This window comes from Gloeocapsa sp. PCC 7428, assembly GCF_000317555.1.
In the GTDB taxonomy this organism is placed as follows: domain Bacteria; phylum Cyanobacteriota; class Cyanobacteriia; order Cyanobacteriales; family Chroococcidiopsidaceae; genus Chroogloeocystis.
On the sequence record NC_019745.1, the window covers coordinates 2,020,363 to 2,038,013 of the forward strand.

Sequence of the window (17,651 nt, forward strand, 5' to 3'; positions counted from 1 at the left end):
TTTTCAATAAATTACTACATATTACTATCATGCAATTAACCTCAGCATCTACAAGTAACTTAAAACTTCAACAACTAGAAAATTTCATTGACCGTTACATCAATAAAACACAAACATCAAAACAGTTAACCCAAGCCTATCGTTCTGTCCTTGCTGATAGAAGAAATTCTATGGGATTTCACAAGATATTCAAAGAAATGGTCTATCCCATTATTGGCAAACGTGCTTCTGGTTCTAAAATGTGGGACGTTGACGGTAACGAATATCTAGACCTTGTGATGGGCTTTGGAGTCAATCTTTTTGGTCATAATCCATCTTTTATCAAAGAAGCCATACAAGAGCGATTAGAGCAAGGTATACATATTGGACCACAATCAGACTTAGCTGGTGAAGTTGCACAGTTATTCTGTGAAATCACAGGGATGGAACGCGTGACTTTTAGTAATACTGGTACAGAAGCTGTGATGACAGCAATCCGTCTAGCACGCGCTACAACAGGTCGGCGAAAAATTGTCATGTTTGCAGGTTCTTATCATGGGCATTTTGATGGCACTTTAGTTAAAAGACAGAAAATAGACGATGAATTTATTGTAGTTCCACGTTTTCCTGGTGTCTTGCCGACTGTAGCTCAAGATATTTTAGTTTTGGATTATGGAGATTTTAAATCATTAGAAATAATTAAAGCTTATCAACATGAATTAGCTGCTGTTTTAGTCGAACCTGTTCAAGATGAACGACCGGATATACAACCGCAAGATTTTCTTATTCAATTAAGAGAAATCACTCAAAAATCTGGTATCGCTTTAATCTTTGATGAAATGCTTACCGGCTTCCGTATCCATTTGGGTGGAGCGCAAGCATGGTTTGGCATTGAAGCAGACATAGCAACTTATGGAAAAATTGTCGGTGGTGGCTTACCCATTGGAATTATCGCTGGCAAAGCAACTTATATGGATAGAATAGACGGTGGGATGTGGAACTATGGCGATGCATCTTTTCCTCAAGTAGAAACAACATTTTTTGCTGGAACTTACTGCAAACATCCCCTAGCTATGGCTGCTGCACGAGCAGTACTTAAATATTTACAAAGCCAAGGCAATGCCCTTCAACAACAATTAAATGAACGTACTTCTCAGTTTGTAGCAAAACTGAATACTTATTTTCAAGAAGATGAAGTACCGATTCGCTTGGCGAACTGTGGTTCCATATTTACTTCTATTCCCTTAGGAAATGCTGTTGATTCTGAAGATTCTGCTTCAGGGAATTTGGATTTGATTTTTTATCATCTTATCTGTCGTGGAGTTTTTATGATTCCCAATGGTGGTTTATTATCAACAGCCCATACTGATGAAGATTTAGCACACATTATTCAAGCTGTGAAAGATAGTATTAAGGAACTTCGAGAAAGTGGTTTTTTACCTTAAACTTTGCATTGATAAGTCAATTCAATAATCAACAGAAAAATAAGGACATGATTACAATTCAACCTAATGCTACCTACGACCCTTGGGCTAAAATTTATAACGATTATTGGGGTCAAAGGTACTGTGAAGCAATTTTGCCAGCTTTTGAAAAGCTACTACAACAATATAATGTTATTCAAGGGGCTAACGTTCTTGATCTATGTTGTGGTACTGGACACGTAGCACAATGTTTAAGTGAGCAAGGATATCAAGTAACAGGTCTTGATATTTCGGCAGGAATGTTGCAATATGCGCGTGAGAATGCCCCCAGTGCAAAATTTATCGTTGATGATGCCAGATTTTTTGATTTGCCATCTACTTTTCATGCAGTAATTTGTGCTAATGCAGGTCTTAATGAAATATTACTTCTTGAGGATTTGCAAGCAGTATTCAAAAAAGTATATGATTCACTTCTTGATAAGGGAATTTTTCTGTTTGGATTAAATTTGGAAGATTTTTATAAATCTTGGCGTGGTGCAATTTCAGATGGTGATGTGAAAGACGATTTCGCGTGGGCTTGTTGTGATAGCTATAACTCAGAAGCAAAAGTAGGTCAATTTAAGATTACCATTTTTCAAAAAATAGACGAGTTTTGGCAACGGTTAGATATCAATAATTCGGTGAGGGGTTATTCTCGAATAGAAGTTATTACAGCACTCAAAAATGTAGGATTTACAGATATTCATATCTATGATGAAGATGGGGACATGGTAAATTCTGAATATAATCTTCATGCCATCTTTTTAGGAAGAAAGCAATCTAAATAGACAAATTTGGAGTTGATAAACAATGAATAACGTTGATACAGAAGACCAAACTATTTATAAAGTTGTGGTTAATCATGAAGAACAGTATTCTATCTGGCCTGCTGATAGAGAAAATGCTCTTGGTTGGAGAGATGCAGGTAAAAGTGGGCTGAAATCAGAATGTTTGGAATACATTAAAGAAGTATGGACTGATATGAAACCGCTAAGTTTGCGAAAGGGTAGTACTCAAAACGTCTCTACTTAGATGTCAGCCTGCCTTTAGTACACCTTTTTGCAAACTGTAAAGAATGGTCGCATTCACAACGGCAAGCAACGGTTCAAATGCCACAACTGTAGACGACAGTTCATTGAATATCCCACTAAAAAAGTCATTGCGCAAGCCACGCATGACCTGATTGATCGCTGACTGCTGTTTTGCTGATATCTGCTGAGCGATCGCAGTCTTTAATCTTTTTCGCGAAATAAAATGTTTTTTACGGCTAACACTAAGCTTGATAGACCTTTCAGAAGATTTTTCCCGTTTCTACTCAGCATGATATTTACGTTGGTAGTAAGTAGCCAAAGTATAAACTCTGCACCCAAAAATACGGAGATCCTTTGGGATACATACGGCATACCGCATATTTACGGTAATAACACCCAAGGCGCTTTTCAAGCCTTTGGTTGGGCGCAAATGCAAAGTCATGGTAACTTGCTGTTGCGCTTGTACGGACAAGCACGGGGAAGGGCTGCCGAATATTGGGGAGAAGAATATTTAGATTCAGACAAATGGGTACTGACGATGGGCGTACCTCAACGAACAAGAACTTGGTATCAAGCACAAAGCCCTGCATTTCGTAGTTATCTCAATGCTTTTGTGGCTGGAATTAATGCGTATGCCAAAAAGCATCCCGATTTAATTGACGATGAAGTAGAAGTCGTCTTACCTATCAGGCCAGAAGATGTACTCAGCCACCTGCAACGGTTACTACTGTTTACTTTTGTGGTAAATCAAGAAAGCGTTGCAGACATGAGCCAGCATCAGTCTCCCGCAGCCTCTAATGGTTGGGCGATCGCACCAAAAAGATCTGCAAGTGGCAAGGCAATGCTGTTAGCTAACCCTCACCTACCTTGGGGAGATTTGTTTCTGTGGTACGAAGCTCAAATGACTGCCCCTGGTATTGATGCTTATGGGGCAACATTGGTGGGTATTCCCGTATTAGCGATCGCCTTCAACGATCGCTTAGGTTGGACTCACACCGTCAATACTCATGATGGATGGGATGCCTACAAACTGCAATTGCAGAATAATGGCTATCTGTTCGATGGCAAAGTTCGCCCCTTTGAAACAACAAGCTTTCTCTTAAAAATCAAGCAAAAAAATGGATCGTTGCGCGAACAAATATTGACAGTCAAAAGTTCTGTTCACGGACCTGTAGTCAGCCAGAAAGATGGTCAAGTCTTAGCACTGCGTGTCGTTGGGCAAAACAGTTCAGGTGTTTTAGAACAATGGTGGGATATGGCCAAAGCCAACAATCTCACGCAATTTCAGAAAGCGTTGCAACGTTTGCAACTGCCAATGTTTACTGTTATGTATGCTGACCGTGAAGGGCATATTATGCACCTATTCAATGGTCTAGTTCCTATGCGTAATCAGGGTGACTTTGCATACTGGCAAGGGATTATTCCTGGTGAGACATCCAAAACTTTATGGACTAAAAATCACCCTTACCAAGATTTACCCAAAGTGATTGACCCAGCTAGTGGTTGGTTGCAAAATGCCAATGACCCTCCTTGGACGATAACGTCTCCACCAGCTATCAAAGCAGAAGATTATCCATTATATATGGCTCCAAGAGGACCAGTGTATTTCCGAGCGCAGAGTTCTGCCAGAATGTTAGCTGAAGATGACAGCATTTCTTTTGAGGAAATGGTTGCCTACAAGCATTCTACCCGCATGGAATTAGCTGAAAGGATTCTTGATGAGTTGATTGGAACTGCTAAACAGCAAGAGGATGAATTAACACGCCGCGCTGCTGAGGTCTTAGTAGCATGGGATCGCAAAGCTGATGCTGATAGTCGAGGTGCTGTACTGTTTAGTTTCTGGGTTGACAATATCGACCTCGATACGCTATTTAAGATTCCTTGGAATGAGAAATCCCCATTCACAACACCCGATGGCTTGGCTGATCCTCAAAGTGCAGTCAAAGCGTTGGCAGATGCCGCAGCAACAGTAGAAAAAGCTTACAAAAAACTCGATGTCGCTTGGGGTGAAATTTTTCGATTACGGTCTGGCAAGTTAGATCTACCAGCCAATGGCGGTGATGGCGATAGAGGTATCTTCCGCGTAGTAAATTTCGCCCCAACAGGTGATGAACGCTTTCAAGCAGTCGGAGGTGATTCTTACGTTGCTGCTGTTGAATTCTCCCAACCAGTCAAAGCAATGGCTCTCACCAGTTATGGTAATTCTAGCCAACCTAATTCCCCTCATGTTAGCGATCAACTGCCACTTTTTGCTCGTCAACAATTGCGTCCAGTTTGGCGAACCCGAAAGGAAATTGTAGCCCACTTAGAGGAACGCAAAGTATTCTAAAAGAAATAAAAAATCCCTAAATATTGCCATCAGTAGGTCTGGCTCTAGGATTAATGATCCTGCTAAAAAATTGGGGTACTTTAACTTCAGAACCCCTAGAATTGGAAGCCGCTTTCTCTTGCAGGGGGCGGTTTAGCTTCCTTTTCAGGCGTCCTGCAAAACTAAAACTAGGTTGTGGACAGCGAATAAACTTGACCGTCAACGAGTAGTCGGGTAATTCCCTTTGCTTGGAGGTGCGATCGCGTTTTTTGCAACAAGCGGCTATCTGGAATTTTGATAACTTTGTCGCGTTTCGTGGAAAAACGACGCGCGACACGATGGTTGTCAAACACGGGTAACGTTCTTTGCTGAGTTTCGCCAGTGGGAATTTGTCCCAAATCGCCAAAGTCTCGTAGCGGTCGTGTAATCAACTCTGACGCGCGATCGATGACTAAATAACAAGTTTTTGGTAGCGACGCTTCTGATAATGGTAAAACTTGGACAGCAACTCGACTACCTTTGATTGGTCGCGTGACGGGGAAAGGTTCATCATCATCATCATCTAAGTCGAGATCGTCGAGTTCATCATCATCATCTAAGTCTTCTTCCAAATCCTCTAAATCGTCTTCGTCTTCGTCGATTAAATCTTCCCCAAGCATTGCGTTAATCGTATCAGTGTCATCATCTTCGACGTCTTGTGCGATCGCTTGAGGAGTATTGTTATTGATCGCTTGCGGACGTTCGCGTTCTTCTAATTGCGTTGGCGTCACAGTGCGATCGTCTGTACTGTCTGCATCGAGTAGTTGCAGCTGTTGTGCTGCGGGTTTAACTAGTTTTGGCTGCTGCTTTGGCGCTGTGCGTCGCCCTCTAAGACGGGGAGCATCATTTGGCTCGACTTGCGCTAACTCTAACTGTGGTTGTGTTAATTTTAGCGGCTGTGCAATATCACTCGCTAATTTCTCAGGCGTACTTTGCACATCTTTGCTACTTTCTGAGTGCGGAGTTCGCGCCGCGCGTTTTAAAGCGATCAGCGATTCGTACTCGTCTTCTGGTAAGGTAACTTTGAGTAGACGGCTAATCGTCGAATTACTGACACCGTAGCGCTCCGCCAACGTGGAGGTTGTTTCTCCAGTTTCCCGATATAATTTGAGAATTTCGCTTTTGTCAGCATCCGATAGTTTTTTCACGGTCATACCACAGTTTTTTCCTCAGCCCGCTGCTGCTTACCGTAGTTCGCAGCAAAGTCGGATTAGTACTTTATGTTATATAGCAGCGCTCAGTAACAGACAATACTGTATCAGAAATAGAAACAACTTCTTTATGCTGCGCTTATAACTTGCAATTTTACTGGTGTACTTAGATTAGCCTAGTTACAAAGTCATGCTAGAACACTGCTATCAAAATCCTTTGCCAAAGCTAGGCACAACCTCCAGCTACAAACACCACTGGCTACTATTGTAGCGATAATTTTTGCGTTTGCGATCTTTGGGGATCAACGATCAGGAGTTGGAGTCGTTTTCTGTGTTTTCATCGCTGCGTTTTCATTCGCCTCTGGCGTTTACTTGCTCAATCGTTTCTTTCGATACTCAAATTGGTATCCCAGCACGTGGATGGCTGTGCGTTAGACATCGCTAAAATTTTGATACTATGAGTAAGGCGCATAAAAAGGCTATCTTGTTGCTAATATAGCAAAGTAGTTTTTTATCCTGCCGTGGCCGAGTGGATGAGGCAACAACCTTCTAAGTTGTATCACGGGGGTTCGAATCCCTCCGGCAGGGCTTAAGTGTGGTGTAGAAGATGGTAAAGTCACGGAATTAGCAGCATAAAACTGAACAACACTGTTTCAGCGATCGCACTCAAGCTAAACCTGACGCGCACTAGACACAATAAAGGCATATATCTAAATTCTTATGTTAAACAGCCCCCACAAAGGGGGCTTACTATTTTCAAAGCAGGTCTAAAGACTAATGCATCCCTAAAACTCTTCGCAATAGCATCTGGTCTTCTAACTTAGCTTGGAAACGCCCGTTTTCAATATCGCGAATCCAACTTTGACTTTTACCTGTTAGCTGTGCTAAGTCTCTTTGACTTAATCCAAGTTTTTTTTCTTGCCTCAAGAATATATTCTGTAGACAGCGTTGCAGGCGATTTTAACTTTGTTTTGCGGTTCGTACTGCGCGGCTTCTTCGACTTGGCGAGGGATTCCCAGGCGTGTGGTAGTTCAAAATATAAGATACGGGCATTCATCAATCGATTCCATTTACCACGCGGTGCAGCATCGGTTAAACGGTTGTTGTTACTGCCATCATCGATCCAAAATTCTAACGCGGCTTCTGCATCTTCGGGAATATCACTCAGTTTCGCCCACAATGGTTGAATTTCTGCTGGGTAGGTAACTGGATCGAAGACTGGTTTGAGTCCATAGTAATTGAGGATCTCTAGATCGCTTTCAAATACTCTCAGCAGACGTTGGCGTTCCGGTTGCAAAGCTACTTGATTCAGTTTGCGATCGCCGTAGGCAATTCGCATGAGTGTAGGAACTGTCACGCGCTGTTCTCTGCCCATTTTGGTTTTAAATAATAACCACAGCATCATCCGCGCCGCCCCCTCATGTTGCTGCCAAATACTCATGATGTTGCTGAGTAAAGCTTTGGGTAAAGTACCATATTGATAAAATGCAGTTCGTTCTTTGCAACCTTGCCGATTTAAAAAATACTGCGCCCATTGACCTGCTTTAATTTTGAACGTCAGCCCGACAAGATGTTTGCATCCTAGTTCGTCTTCTTGAAAGTGGTGCTGAATGTCCAATAAATGCCACACGCGGCTTTTTTCAAGGCTAACTTGTTTAATTTTGCCTTGTCGGGGCAAACTCAGACACGCGATGAACTTACACGGTTGTTGCGCAAGTTCTTTTATCAAAGATAGCTTGGTCAATTTGCCCAAATCTTTGCGCTTATCTAGCCCTAGGTATTCCTCAATTTGGCGATCGCTAATGATAAACTCTTCTTCCCAAGGTTTGTCTAGGTTGGTAATATAAGCGACATAGAGCAAGTGCAAACACGCAGATCTAATATCAAACGTTTCAATCACTGATAAAGCCTGTTCGCCTTTGAGGGCGACTGATGACTCTGAATTGATTGTGTCTGTCACGCGAAAAGCGATCGTTCCTTTACCACCGTTAATTTGGCGTTGATAATACAGTTCTCCCGCCGCATCCGTTTCCCAAAGCAGCGATTGTCGCTGTGCTAGAACGTTGCATAATTCCCAAATGGCGATCGCAGAAGCAAACGGATGGCTTTTTCCATCTGGAAATAGATCCGGACTAGGAACAATTCTCGCCTCAACCTTGCATCTACCTTTTTTGGCTTGCCAAGGTACTGGTGAATTAACCGGACAAGACACTATACACTGTGGTGCAACGTAACCTTGACAGTTATTGCATAAATTCGGGTCGATCCAGTAGTCACCTTCCATAACTTTGATCGCACCTGTTGGACACTGAGGAACACAGTTGTCACACTGAATACAGCGCTTAGTAATGGCGTAGGGCATAGGCTTGTGGGTAATTTTCAAATCGAACTGTTCACTAAAGCTGCATATCATAGCGAGTCTATTTTGGGTGTGAAGTTTAGCCGTTGGGCTGTCAATGGTTAATCGTTAAGCGCTATTAATATTAACGATTAACCGTATTGGTAAGACATTCACAAATCAAATAGAAACACTATATTAGCGATTTTTAATCGAAGATTAATTCCTCACACTTGTAGAGCTTCTGAAACAAATAGATGCGGCGAAATACAATGCGATCGCATGAGATTATCGAGTCAAGTGCTGTCGCGACAGAAAAGTTTATAGTTTTAATTTATCGATCTTAGTTTTAACCAATAGACTCTAAAACTTTTGTTCATTTTGAGCCATTAAATAAAATCTTAATATTTACATCACCTTTTTGCGTGAATTATCTTTCTTTCAAAATTCCGTTACTAAATTTACATTCAGCAATTCAGTTTAATAGCAACTTCTAAATTCAGCCCAAAATTAATAGTGTTAGCTTTGTCGATGGTGTTAAAGGATCGCCTAAGAAGTGGATTCAAGTCTACAACTCTGGAGAGTGCAATCATAGTTATACCTATAGCGCTGTTCTATCTGTTGAAGATACTGACTTAGCATTACCGCAGCAGATCGCAGCTGTATTGACATTAGAAAGCTGCACCGGATATTGGCAATGATTTCTGACGAACACTTAGCTAAAGAATTTACAACAGTCGTCGATCGCGTTTACCCAAAAACTGGACAGTGGACAGTGAAGAGAGTGTGGGAAGACTTTGTCAACTACCAACTGTCAACTGTCAACTGCTATATGTCTAGGCAAGTAGGCTTTTCGGATCGTTTTTACTAAGCAGAAATTAGATTGTAATAATTACGACTATCGATAGTTGTTAATCAATTACTATTTCATTGGTTACAAATTTCGTACTCAACTACTGAAGGAACTTTTTATAAAAATTTACTTTCTTAATATCTTTGAAAGACCAAAAATCAAGTTATAGAAAAATCTTATCGCTATCATAAATAAAAACTTACTTGTGATTAATAATCAGGTGATTTGATATACAATTACTTGCAGCAATTGCAAAAAATATTAAAATAATTTTAAGAAATCAGTGTATTGATTGAAAATAAGCTTCTCTTGGGAGAGAGGTTGTCACAAAAACTAAAGTTTTGAGTTGAAGTAATTCATGATACAAGAAAATGAAAAGGTATATATTTTTTTCAAGCTTTAGTAAACACAATTACTTTTTTGTAAGTTATTATATGTCAAAGTAATTAGAGAAAGCCTAAACTATTAATTATAAGCAAAAAGCTTAAGCAGCAGATAAAAACCTTAGGAACGCAGCTAAAGATAAGTATCCTACGTTTGAAGAAAAACAATTAGAAAGGTTCTCCAAGTGTTAATTTTCAGAACTAAGTTGATAGTAAATTGAGAAAATTGCTATAATATAAAAATTGAACAGCTTCTTGCCAAGCAAGTACCATTGAACAGAAAAATCGCTGAAATAGCTTAATCTAAATTGTCAATTATATTGATGGAGATAAAAATAGGTAAAAAGTTTAAAAAAGCGATTTATATAATTAAGATATTAGTCGTTAACTGAGAATTAGTTTTTTTTTACGAAAGAGTTTCACACATAGAGAGATTTCTGTCTTCAAGACATCGGGCTTGATACATCAAAAACAATAACCTCAACTTCAGTGAAGTAATTTGGTAATCCCAAGTTAGATTTCAGTAGATGAGAAAACATTATTTTTCCTTGGTTCCCTATTTATATCTACCTTAAAGTCAGTTTTTTCAGCTTAGTGTTTTGTTAAGCATGAAGCAAAAGCCAATTGATGTAAATTTGTAAAACTTCAAAGGAAGGCATATCAGTATGGTTCAAGCGATCGCTTCTACACTTCAAGCAGGTCCTTTGTCTGCTGAGGAACTCCGCAAGATGAATGCCTACTGGCGTGCAGCAAATTATCTGTCGGTAGGACAAATCTATTTACTCGATAATCCCTTGCTGCGCGAACCGCTGAAGATTGAACACGTCAAGCCGAGACTGCTAGGACATTGGGGGACAACACCAGGATTAAATTTTATCTACGTTCATCTCAATCGCGTCATTAAAAAGTACGACCTCAACACCATCTACATTGCAGGTCCTGGTCATGGTGGTCCTGGATTAGTTGCGAATACTTATTTAGAAGGGACATACAGCGAATACTACCCAAATATCTCGCAAGACGCTGAAGGAATGCAGAAACTCTTCAAACAGTTTTCTTTTCCTGGTGGTATTCCTAGCCACGTTGCGCCAGAAACGCCAGGTTCGATTCATGAAGGTGGTGAGTTAGGCTATGCGGTTTCGCACGCTTACGGCGCAGCGTTTGATAACCCTGATTTGCTTGTGGCTTGCGTTGTGGGTGATGGCGAAGCTGAAACAGGACCTTTAGCCGCAAGTTGGCACAGTAATAAGTTTCTCAATCCCGTCTACGATGGTGCAGTGTTGCCGATTTTGCATCTCAATGGTTACAAAATTGCAAATCCGACAGTATTAGCGCGGCTTTCGCACGAAGAGTTACAAAGCTTATTTATCGGTTACGGCTACAAACCGTATTTTGTGGAAGGGTCAGACCCAGAAACGATGCATCAGTTAATGGCTGCAACTTTAGATACAGCGATCGCAGAGATTAAAGAAATCCAAAATGAGGCACGCAGTCATGGATTTACAAAACGTCCGCAGTGGCCCATGATTATTCTGCGATCCCCGAAGGGTTGGACAGGTCCTAAGGAAGTTGACGGCAAGAAAACCGAAGATTACTGGCGATCGCACCAAGTTCCCTTAGCAAACATGGCAACCCAGCCAGAACACGTCAAATTGCTGGAAGATTGGATGAAGAGTTACAAACCCGAAGAACTCTTCGACGAGAATGGTAAATTTATTGCTGAATTAGCAGAACTCGCGCCGCAGGGACAACGACGCATGGGCGATAACCCCCACGCCAATGGCGGAATTTTGCTACGCGATCTCAAAATGCCTGATTTTCGCGACTATGCGGTGGAAGTCGAAAAACCAGCAACAGTTGAAGCAGAAGCGACACGCGTTATGGGAACTTTCTTGCGTGACGTGATGAAACGCAACTTAGAAAGCCGCAACTTTCGGATTGTTGGTCCTGATGAAACCGCATCGAATCGACTCAATAATGTGTTTGAGGCGACAGATAGAACTTGGCTAGCTGAAATACTTCCAGAAGACGATCAACTGTCACCGGATGGTCGCGTCATGGAAATTTTAAGCGAACATACTTGCCAAGGTTGGTTAGAAGGCTATCTCCTTACAGGTCGTCACGGCTTATTCTCGTGTTATGAAGCGTTTATTCATATTATCGATTCGATGTTCAACCAACACGCTAAATGGTTGAAAACAACTCGTCATATTCCTTGGCGTAGACCAATCGCTTCACTTAACTATTTACTCACTTCGCACGTTTGGCGACAGGATCACAACGGCTTCTCGCACCAAGATCCTGGTTTTCTCGATCATGTAATGAATAAAAAAGCAGAAGCAATTCGCGTTTATTTGCCACCTGATGCCAATACCCTACTATCTGTCACCGATCACTGCTTAAGAAGTCGCCACTATGTCAACGTCATTGTTGCAGGGAAACAACCCGCGTTGCAGTACCTTGATATGAATGCGGCGATCGCACATTGTACAAAAGGTATCGGGATTTGGGAATGGGCGAGTAACGATCGCGGCGGCGAACCTGATGTCGTTATGGCGTGTGCTGGTGATGTTCCCACACTTGAAACTCTAGCGGCAACAGACCTTTTACGGCATCACTTTCCTGAACTCAAAGTGCGTGTTGTCAACATCGTTGATTTAATGACATTGCAACCAGAGACAGAACATCCTCACGGTTTAAGCGATAAAGATTTCGACAGTATCTTCACCACCGATAAACCGATCATCTTTGCGTTTCATGGCTATCCTTGGTTGATTCACCGCTTGACGTATCGCCGCACAAATCACAAAAACTTGCACGTGCGCGGTTACAAAGAAGAAGGAACCACAACCACACCGTTTGATATGGTTGTCCTCAACGATCTCGATCGCTTCCACCTAGCAATCGATGTCATTGATCGCGTCTCTAAACTTGGATATGTCGCAGCTTATGTCAAACAAATGCTCTACGACAAGTTAATTGAACACAAGCATTACATCAACAAGTACGGCGAAGATCTGCCAGAAATTCGCGATTGGAAATGGCGGTACTACGGTGCTGACGGCGATCAAGCACCTCCACAACGCAGTGATAGTGGTACTAATCCGTCACAAGAGGGCGCTGAAGGAACAGCGACGCGGGCTTAATAGAAGCAGAGGTGCAGAGGGGCAGTATCTGTTTCTTCTACCCACGACTCTGGGGGACTGATGAATCAACTTCTTCAAGTCCCTCACTTGTGGGGGATTGAGGGGGGCTTTCCCGCGCCTTCAACTTGAACTAATTAACACGATAAAACTATGAGTGAATCGTTCGAGCATGATTATCGCAGATTGGCAAGCGAAGATATTCAACTCAAAGAAAGCACCAATCTGAGTATGGATGCGCTTAAGCGTGCTTTTGCAGATAATCTATATCACGTCCAAGGTAAAGCAGAGGAAGCAGGGGAGAGAATAGGTATGTTGCTCATTTAGTGAAACATTATGCAAAAATTTATGACATCCACGATCGCAGCAGGTGCGGATCTTAGGCAACGCCACCCTCTTGATGCCATCTTTGCACCAAAAACCGTTGCCGTCATCGGTGCGACAGAAAAACCGGATAGCGTTGGGCGAACAGTTTTATGGAACTTAATTAGCAATCCCTTCGGGGGAACAGTATTCCCAGTTAATCCCAAACGATCCAGCGTCCTTGGAATTAAAGCTTACCCTCATATCGCCGCTGTTCCTGAACCTGTCGATCTGGCTGTTGTTGTCACTCCTGCGGCGACTGTCCCTGGTGTCATTCGTGAATGTGCAGCGGCGCGAGTTAAAGGTGCAATTATTATCTCTGCTGGGTTCAAAGAAACAGGTGCAAAGGGAATCGAACTCGAACAACAAATTTTAGCAGCGCAAGCATCATCTGGTATGCGCATTATTGGTTCTAACTGCTTGGGTGTCATGAGTCCAATTACTGGATTAAATGCCACCTTTGCCCCACATACAGCGCTTCCTGGTAGTGTAGGATTCATTAGCCAGAGTGGTGCATTATGTACCTCAATTCTTGATTGGAGTCGCCGCGAAAATGTGGGGTTTAGCGCCTTCATTTCGATTGGTTCGATGCTGGATGTCAATTGGGGTGACTTAATCGATTACCTTGGTGACGATCCGCACACCAAAAGTATCGTGATTTACATGGAATCGATTGGCGATGCGCGTTCTTTCCTCTCCGCAGCAAGAGAAGTTGCACTGACTAAGCCTATTATTGTGATTAAAGCAGGTCGAACAACCGCAGCAGCCCAAGCAGCAGCCTCGCATACTGGCGCTTTAAGCAGTAGTGACGAAGTTCTTGATGCAGCTTTTCGTCGTTGTGGTGTATTGCGCGTTAATAGCATCGACGACTTATTCAGCATGGCAGAAGTCCTTGCCAAACAGCCACGTCCCAAAGGAAAAAGATTGACAATTCTCACAAATGCTGGCGGTCCTGGCGTGATTGCTACCGATGCTTTAATTGCCCAAGGTGGCGAACTTGCAGAATTAGCCCCAGACACAATTGTAGAACTTAATCAGATACTACCACCCCAATGGAGCCATCGTAACCCAATTGATATCTTAGGCGATGCCGATCCCGATCGCTATGCCAAAGCTTTAGAAATTGCAGCGCAAGACCCCAATAGTGACGGGTTATTGGTCATCTTAACACCCCAAGCAATGACCGATCCCACGCAAACTGCTGAGCGATTAAAGTCTTATATTGAAAAGAATCAGCAGGCGATCGCATCTAAAATTGGAATGCCGATTCTTGCTAGCTGGATGGGTGGTGCAGATGTAGCGACGGGAGAAAGAATTCTCAACTGCGCCCATGTTTCGACTTTTGCCTTTCCTGATACGGCTGCGCGTGTATTTAACTACATGTGGCAATACAGCTACAACTTGCGTGGATTATATGAAACACCGACTTTACTCACGGGTGATTCAGGAATTTTACACCGCGCTGGTGCTGAGGAAATTATTCGGAAAGTACGCCAGGAAAATCGGACAATCTTAACAGAATGGGAATCGAAACAACTGCTTGCTGCTTATGGTATCCCGACTGTAGAAACTTACATTGCAACCAACGTCGAAGAAGCTGTTAGCCTTGCCGAGGCGATCGCTTATCCTGTTGTTCTCAAGTTGTTTAGTGAAACGATTACGCACAAAACTGATGTCGGCGGCGTGCAGTTAAATTTACAAGATGCAGATGCGGTACGGAGTGCTTATCAAGCGATCGCGTCATCTGTGCGGGAAAAAGTCGGTATTGAGCATTTTATGGGCGTTACCGTTCAACCAATGATTTCCCTCGATGGTTACGAACTTATCATTGGTAGCAGCATCGATCCGCAATTTGGTCCAGTATTACTATTCGGTACAGGCGGACAACTTGTCGAAGTTTTTCAAGATCGGGCGCTCGCATTACCACCGCTTAATAGCACTCTAGCACGGCGGATGATGGAGCAAACGCAAATTTATCAAGCACTCCAAGGCGTACGCGGTCGTCTAAGTGTTGATTTAGCCAGCTTAGAGCAACTTTTAGTTCGATTTAGTCAACTTGCGATTGAGCAACGTTGGATTAAAGAAATAGATATTAATCCCTTATTAGCAAAGCCAGGACAAGATAATGGTTTCATTGCCCTCGATGCGCGGGTTGTCCTCCACGAACCAACAATCACAGAGGACGAACTACCAAAACTTGCAATTCGCCCTTATCCAACGCAATACGTTTCATCTTGGCAGATGAAAGATGGAACAAACGTCACGATTCGCCCGATTCGTCCAGAAGATGAACCGTTGATGATTCAGTTTCATCACTCTTTATCTGAAGAAAGCGTTTACTTACGCTATGCTCATGTGACAAAGTTGAGCTATCGCACTTCGCACGAACGATTAACGCGGATTTGCTTTATCGACTACGATCGCGAAATTGCATTGGTCGCTGAACATGAAGATCCGCAAACCAAAGTTCGGCAAATAATCGGAGTGGGACGACTTAGTAAATTACATCAATCGAAGGAAGCCGAGTTTGCTTTAGTCGTAAGCGATCGCTACCAAGGTCAAGGATTAGGCAAGCATTTACTGCAACAGTTGCTACAAATTGGTCGAGATGAAAAACTCAGCCGCATGACTGCTGATATTCTCCCCGATAATCTGGCAATGCAGCATTTGTGTAAAAAATTCGGTTTGCACGTCTTTCGCGACTCACAAGCAGCAATGATGAAAGCAGAAATTGAACTTCTTGGTTAGATTGTTGCCCTTATCCTAAATCCCTATCCCAAATTAAGAGATTACAGCCATAGTCAACAGAGTTAGGACATTATAGAAGCTTGTATTGACTTCTCTGAGGGGAGTTTAACTCTGACCTCTGCTATAATTGTTTTTTGGTATTCAAGGTACTGCAAGGTTTAATGTGATGTAACTGCCATCATACAATACACATTTCTCTACCTAGCTGTTTGTGTAACTGATGCGCGTCATTGTTCGGTTAACTGAGAATCAAGTCGGTCGAGTAGTGCAACTTTTGATACACTTCCTTTTGCTACCATAGCTCGAAATCGAGTTTCAGCATCAAATTCAGCTAAAGCGATTGTCGAGAGTTCTTCAATTAGCTTATTGACGCTGATGTTTCTTCTTTTTGCCAATTCTTTTAATCTCTCGTGTTTGTCGTCAGGTAAGCGAATCGTTAATGTAGCCATAAGTTATCTCCTAATTAAAATTAACCATCTCTTCAGGTTTGAGAATCGACAATTCGGGAAAAGAAAGTTCTGCTTGTTTAAAGTCCTTAGTATTATGAGTAACAATGATACTGGCATTGCCAGCGATCGCTAACTCAATCAAGTGATTATCTGCTTCGTCTATTAAATTAGGTCGCCACAAGTAGTAAATACGCATCCACTCGCAAACACTCATAAATGAAGCCAAAAGCGTTTCTATCTCCTCAATTGATAGCGGACACAAGCGTAAAATCTCATCTCTATTCGTAACTTGTTCGTACTCAGAAAATAAAGCGTTACCCATTAATGGTTGATACTTTAATAATAAGCACTGCCTTAAAAGCTCTCTGCTTGCTCCTTGCCCGCTAATCAACGCACTAACAAACACACTTATATCAACTACAATTCTACGTACCATAGAATCATGATAGCATATGTGCTATCAATCAAACCTGAAATGCGAAAAAGTTCTTTTTGCAGATCTTTCTTGACTCGCAAGCAGCAATGGTGAAAGCAGAAATCGAACTTCTTGCATGAATTATCATCCTTACTTTTGTTAACGTTATTTAGGTGGTACACGTTCAATTGTTGAGCGGCTGTATTCCTCGATAGAGGAAGCGGTATCACTTTAGCTATTGGTATGCAACGTCGAGTTACTGCAAAGTTAAATGTGATGTATGTGATGTAACTGCAATAATATGAATATACACACCTTAAAGTAGTTTTATGTCTCTCCAAGAACTTAAAGAGCAGGCTTTCAAACTATCAGTAAGCGATCGCCTCTCATTAATCAGTGCAATTGTGGAGTCGTTACAAGAAACTTCCCGTGTCACTCCTGATCGCGCTAAAGCGATCGCACGAATGCGAGGTTTACTGAAAACAGACCAACCAGCACCAACGGATGAAGAAGTAGCTGTCATGCTAGAAGAGCGACGGTTGGAGAAGTATCTTTAAGTGAGAATTCTAATTGATACCAACATCATTCTAGATTATCTATTGCAGCGCGAGCCGTTTTGCCAAAAAGCAGATTTACTATTTCAAGCAATCGCTTCTGGTCAAATTGTGGGATATGTTACAGTAACAACCCTCACAGATATTTTTTATATTGCTCGTCGGCATACTGGTAGTATTGAACAAGCGCGGCAAGCCATTTCAGAAACGCTCACTGCTATGGTGATTTGTCCTGTGAATCGAGCAGTTTTAGAATCAGCATTTGCATCTGATTTGACTGATTTTGAAGATGCTATTCAGTTAGCCTGTGCTGTTACTCAAGAATTGGATGCATTGACTACTCGTGATACTGGTTTTTCAAGTAGATTAATTTCTGTTTTAACTGTCGGGGAGGTTTTGCAACAATTAGAAGCTAATGAATAGCACAATTTGCA

Annotated in this window: 15 protein-coding genes and 1 tRNA gene; 11 read left to right on the forward strand and 5 right to left on the reverse strand. The window is 42.1% G+C overall.

Features of this window, described 5'->3' with window-relative positions; all coding sequences use genetic code 11:
- The first annotated feature begins 29 nt into the window (after positions 1-29).
- From GLO7428_RS08735 to GLO7428_RS08750, 4 genes are all read left to right on the forward strand, one after another.
- Positions 30-1,424, forward strand: a complete 1,395-nt coding sequence (locus tag GLO7428_RS08735) for an aspartate aminotransferase family protein (protein ID WP_015188205.1) — start codon at positions 30-32, stop codon at positions 1,422-1,424.
- A gap of 47 nt (positions 1,425-1,471) precedes the next feature.
- A complete protein-coding gene (locus tag GLO7428_RS08740; RefSeq protein ID WP_015188206.1) occupies positions 1,472-2,230 on the forward strand; it encodes a class I SAM-dependent methyltransferase in 759 nt (252 codons plus the stop codon).
- 22 nt (positions 2,231-2,252) lie between these two features.
- Positions 2,253-2,474 (forward strand): MbtH family protein, encoded by a 222-nt coding sequence (locus GLO7428_RS08745; protein ID WP_015188207.1) that lies wholly within the window; start codon positions 2,253-2,255, stop codon positions 2,472-2,474.
- Positions 2,475-2,762: 288 nt separating this feature from the next.
- Positions 2,763-4,802: an acylase gene (locus GLO7428_RS08750; RefSeq protein ID WP_015188208.1), complete on the forward strand. Its 2,040-nt coding sequence runs from the start codon at positions 2,763-2,765 to the stop codon at positions 4,800-4,802.
- 167 nt (positions 4,803-4,969) lie between these two features.
- Here the strand turns inward: GLO7428_RS08750 and GLO7428_RS08755 are convergent, their stop codons facing one another.
- On the reverse strand, positions 4,970-5,974 hold the full coding sequence (locus tag GLO7428_RS08755; protein WP_015188209.1) for a helix-turn-helix domain-containing protein: 1,005 nt from the start codon (positions 5,972-5,974) through the stop codon (positions 4,970-4,972).
- A gap of 512 nt (positions 5,975-6,486) precedes the next feature.
- Here GLO7428_RS08755 and GLO7428_RS08760 point away from each other — a divergent pair.
- Positions 6,487-6,559: transfer RNA gene (locus GLO7428_RS08760), tRNA-Arg, on the forward strand.
- A 186-nt stretch (positions 6,560-6,745) separates the two neighbouring features.
- Here the strand turns inward: GLO7428_RS08760 and GLO7428_RS29695 are convergent.
- Entirely contained in the window at positions 6,746-6,898 is a 153-nt protein-coding gene (locus GLO7428_RS29695; protein WP_339366806.1) for a helix-turn-helix transcriptional regulator, read from the reverse strand.
- Entirely contained in the window at positions 6,840-8,333 is a 1,494-nt protein-coding gene (locus tag GLO7428_RS08765) for a 4Fe-4S binding protein (RefSeq protein ID WP_339366807.1), read from the reverse strand. The genes GLO7428_RS29695 and GLO7428_RS08765 overlap by 59 nt, the downstream gene beginning before the upstream one ends.
- A 673-nt stretch (positions 8,334-9,006) precedes the next feature.
- Between GLO7428_RS08765 and GLO7428_RS27725 the strand changes: the two genes are divergently transcribed.
- From GLO7428_RS27725 to GLO7428_RS08775, 4 genes are all read left to right on the forward strand, one after another.
- Complete coding sequence (locus GLO7428_RS27725; RefSeq protein WP_015188210.1) at positions 9,007-9,180, forward strand: hypothetical protein; 174 nt, start codon at positions 9,007-9,009, stop codon at positions 9,178-9,180.
- A gap of 1,030 nt (positions 9,181-10,210) precedes the next feature.
- Positions 10,211-12,691 carry a phosphoketolase gene (locus GLO7428_RS08770; protein WP_015188211.1) on the forward strand — a complete coding sequence of 827 codons (2,481 nt, stop codon included), beginning with the start codon at positions 10,211-10,213 and terminating at the stop codon, positions 12,689-12,691.
- Between the two features lie 150 nt (positions 12,692-12,841).
- Positions 12,842-13,015: a hypothetical protein gene (locus GLO7428_RS27730; protein WP_015188212.1), complete on the forward strand. Its 174-nt coding sequence runs from the start codon at positions 12,842-12,844 to the stop codon at positions 13,013-13,015.
- Positions 13,016-13,036: 21 nt separating this feature from the next.
- A complete protein-coding gene (locus GLO7428_RS08775; RefSeq protein ID WP_155823641.1) occupies positions 13,037-15,799 on the forward strand; it encodes a bifunctional acetate--CoA ligase family protein/GNAT family N-acetyltransferase in 2,763 nt (920 codons plus the stop codon).
- A gap of 227 nt (positions 15,800-16,026) precedes the next feature.
- Here the strand turns inward: GLO7428_RS08775 and GLO7428_RS08780 are convergent, their stop codons facing one another.
- Entirely contained in the window at positions 16,027-16,248 is a 222-nt protein-coding gene (locus GLO7428_RS08780; protein WP_015188214.1) for a ribbon-helix-helix protein, CopG family, read from the reverse strand.
- A 10-nt stretch (positions 16,249-16,258) separates the two neighbouring features.
- The gene (locus GLO7428_RS08785; protein ID WP_015188215.1) at positions 16,259-16,684 is read right to left on the reverse strand and encodes a putative toxin-antitoxin system toxin component, PIN family; all 426 of its coding nucleotides are present in this window, start codon (positions 16,682-16,684) and stop codon (positions 16,259-16,261) included.
- A 308-nt stretch (positions 16,685-16,992) separates the two neighbouring features.
- Between GLO7428_RS08785 and GLO7428_RS08790 the strand changes: the two genes are divergently transcribed.
- Positions 16,993-17,220 (forward strand): hypothetical protein, encoded by a 228-nt coding sequence (locus tag GLO7428_RS08790; protein WP_015188216.1) that lies wholly within the window; start codon positions 16,993-16,995, stop codon positions 17,218-17,220.
- Positions 17,221-17,640 carry a PIN domain-containing protein gene (locus GLO7428_RS08795; RefSeq protein ID WP_015188217.1) on the forward strand — a complete coding sequence of 140 codons (420 nt, stop codon included), beginning with the start codon at positions 17,221-17,223 and terminating at the stop codon, positions 17,638-17,640.
- Positions 17,641-17,651 lie beyond the last annotated feature (11 nt).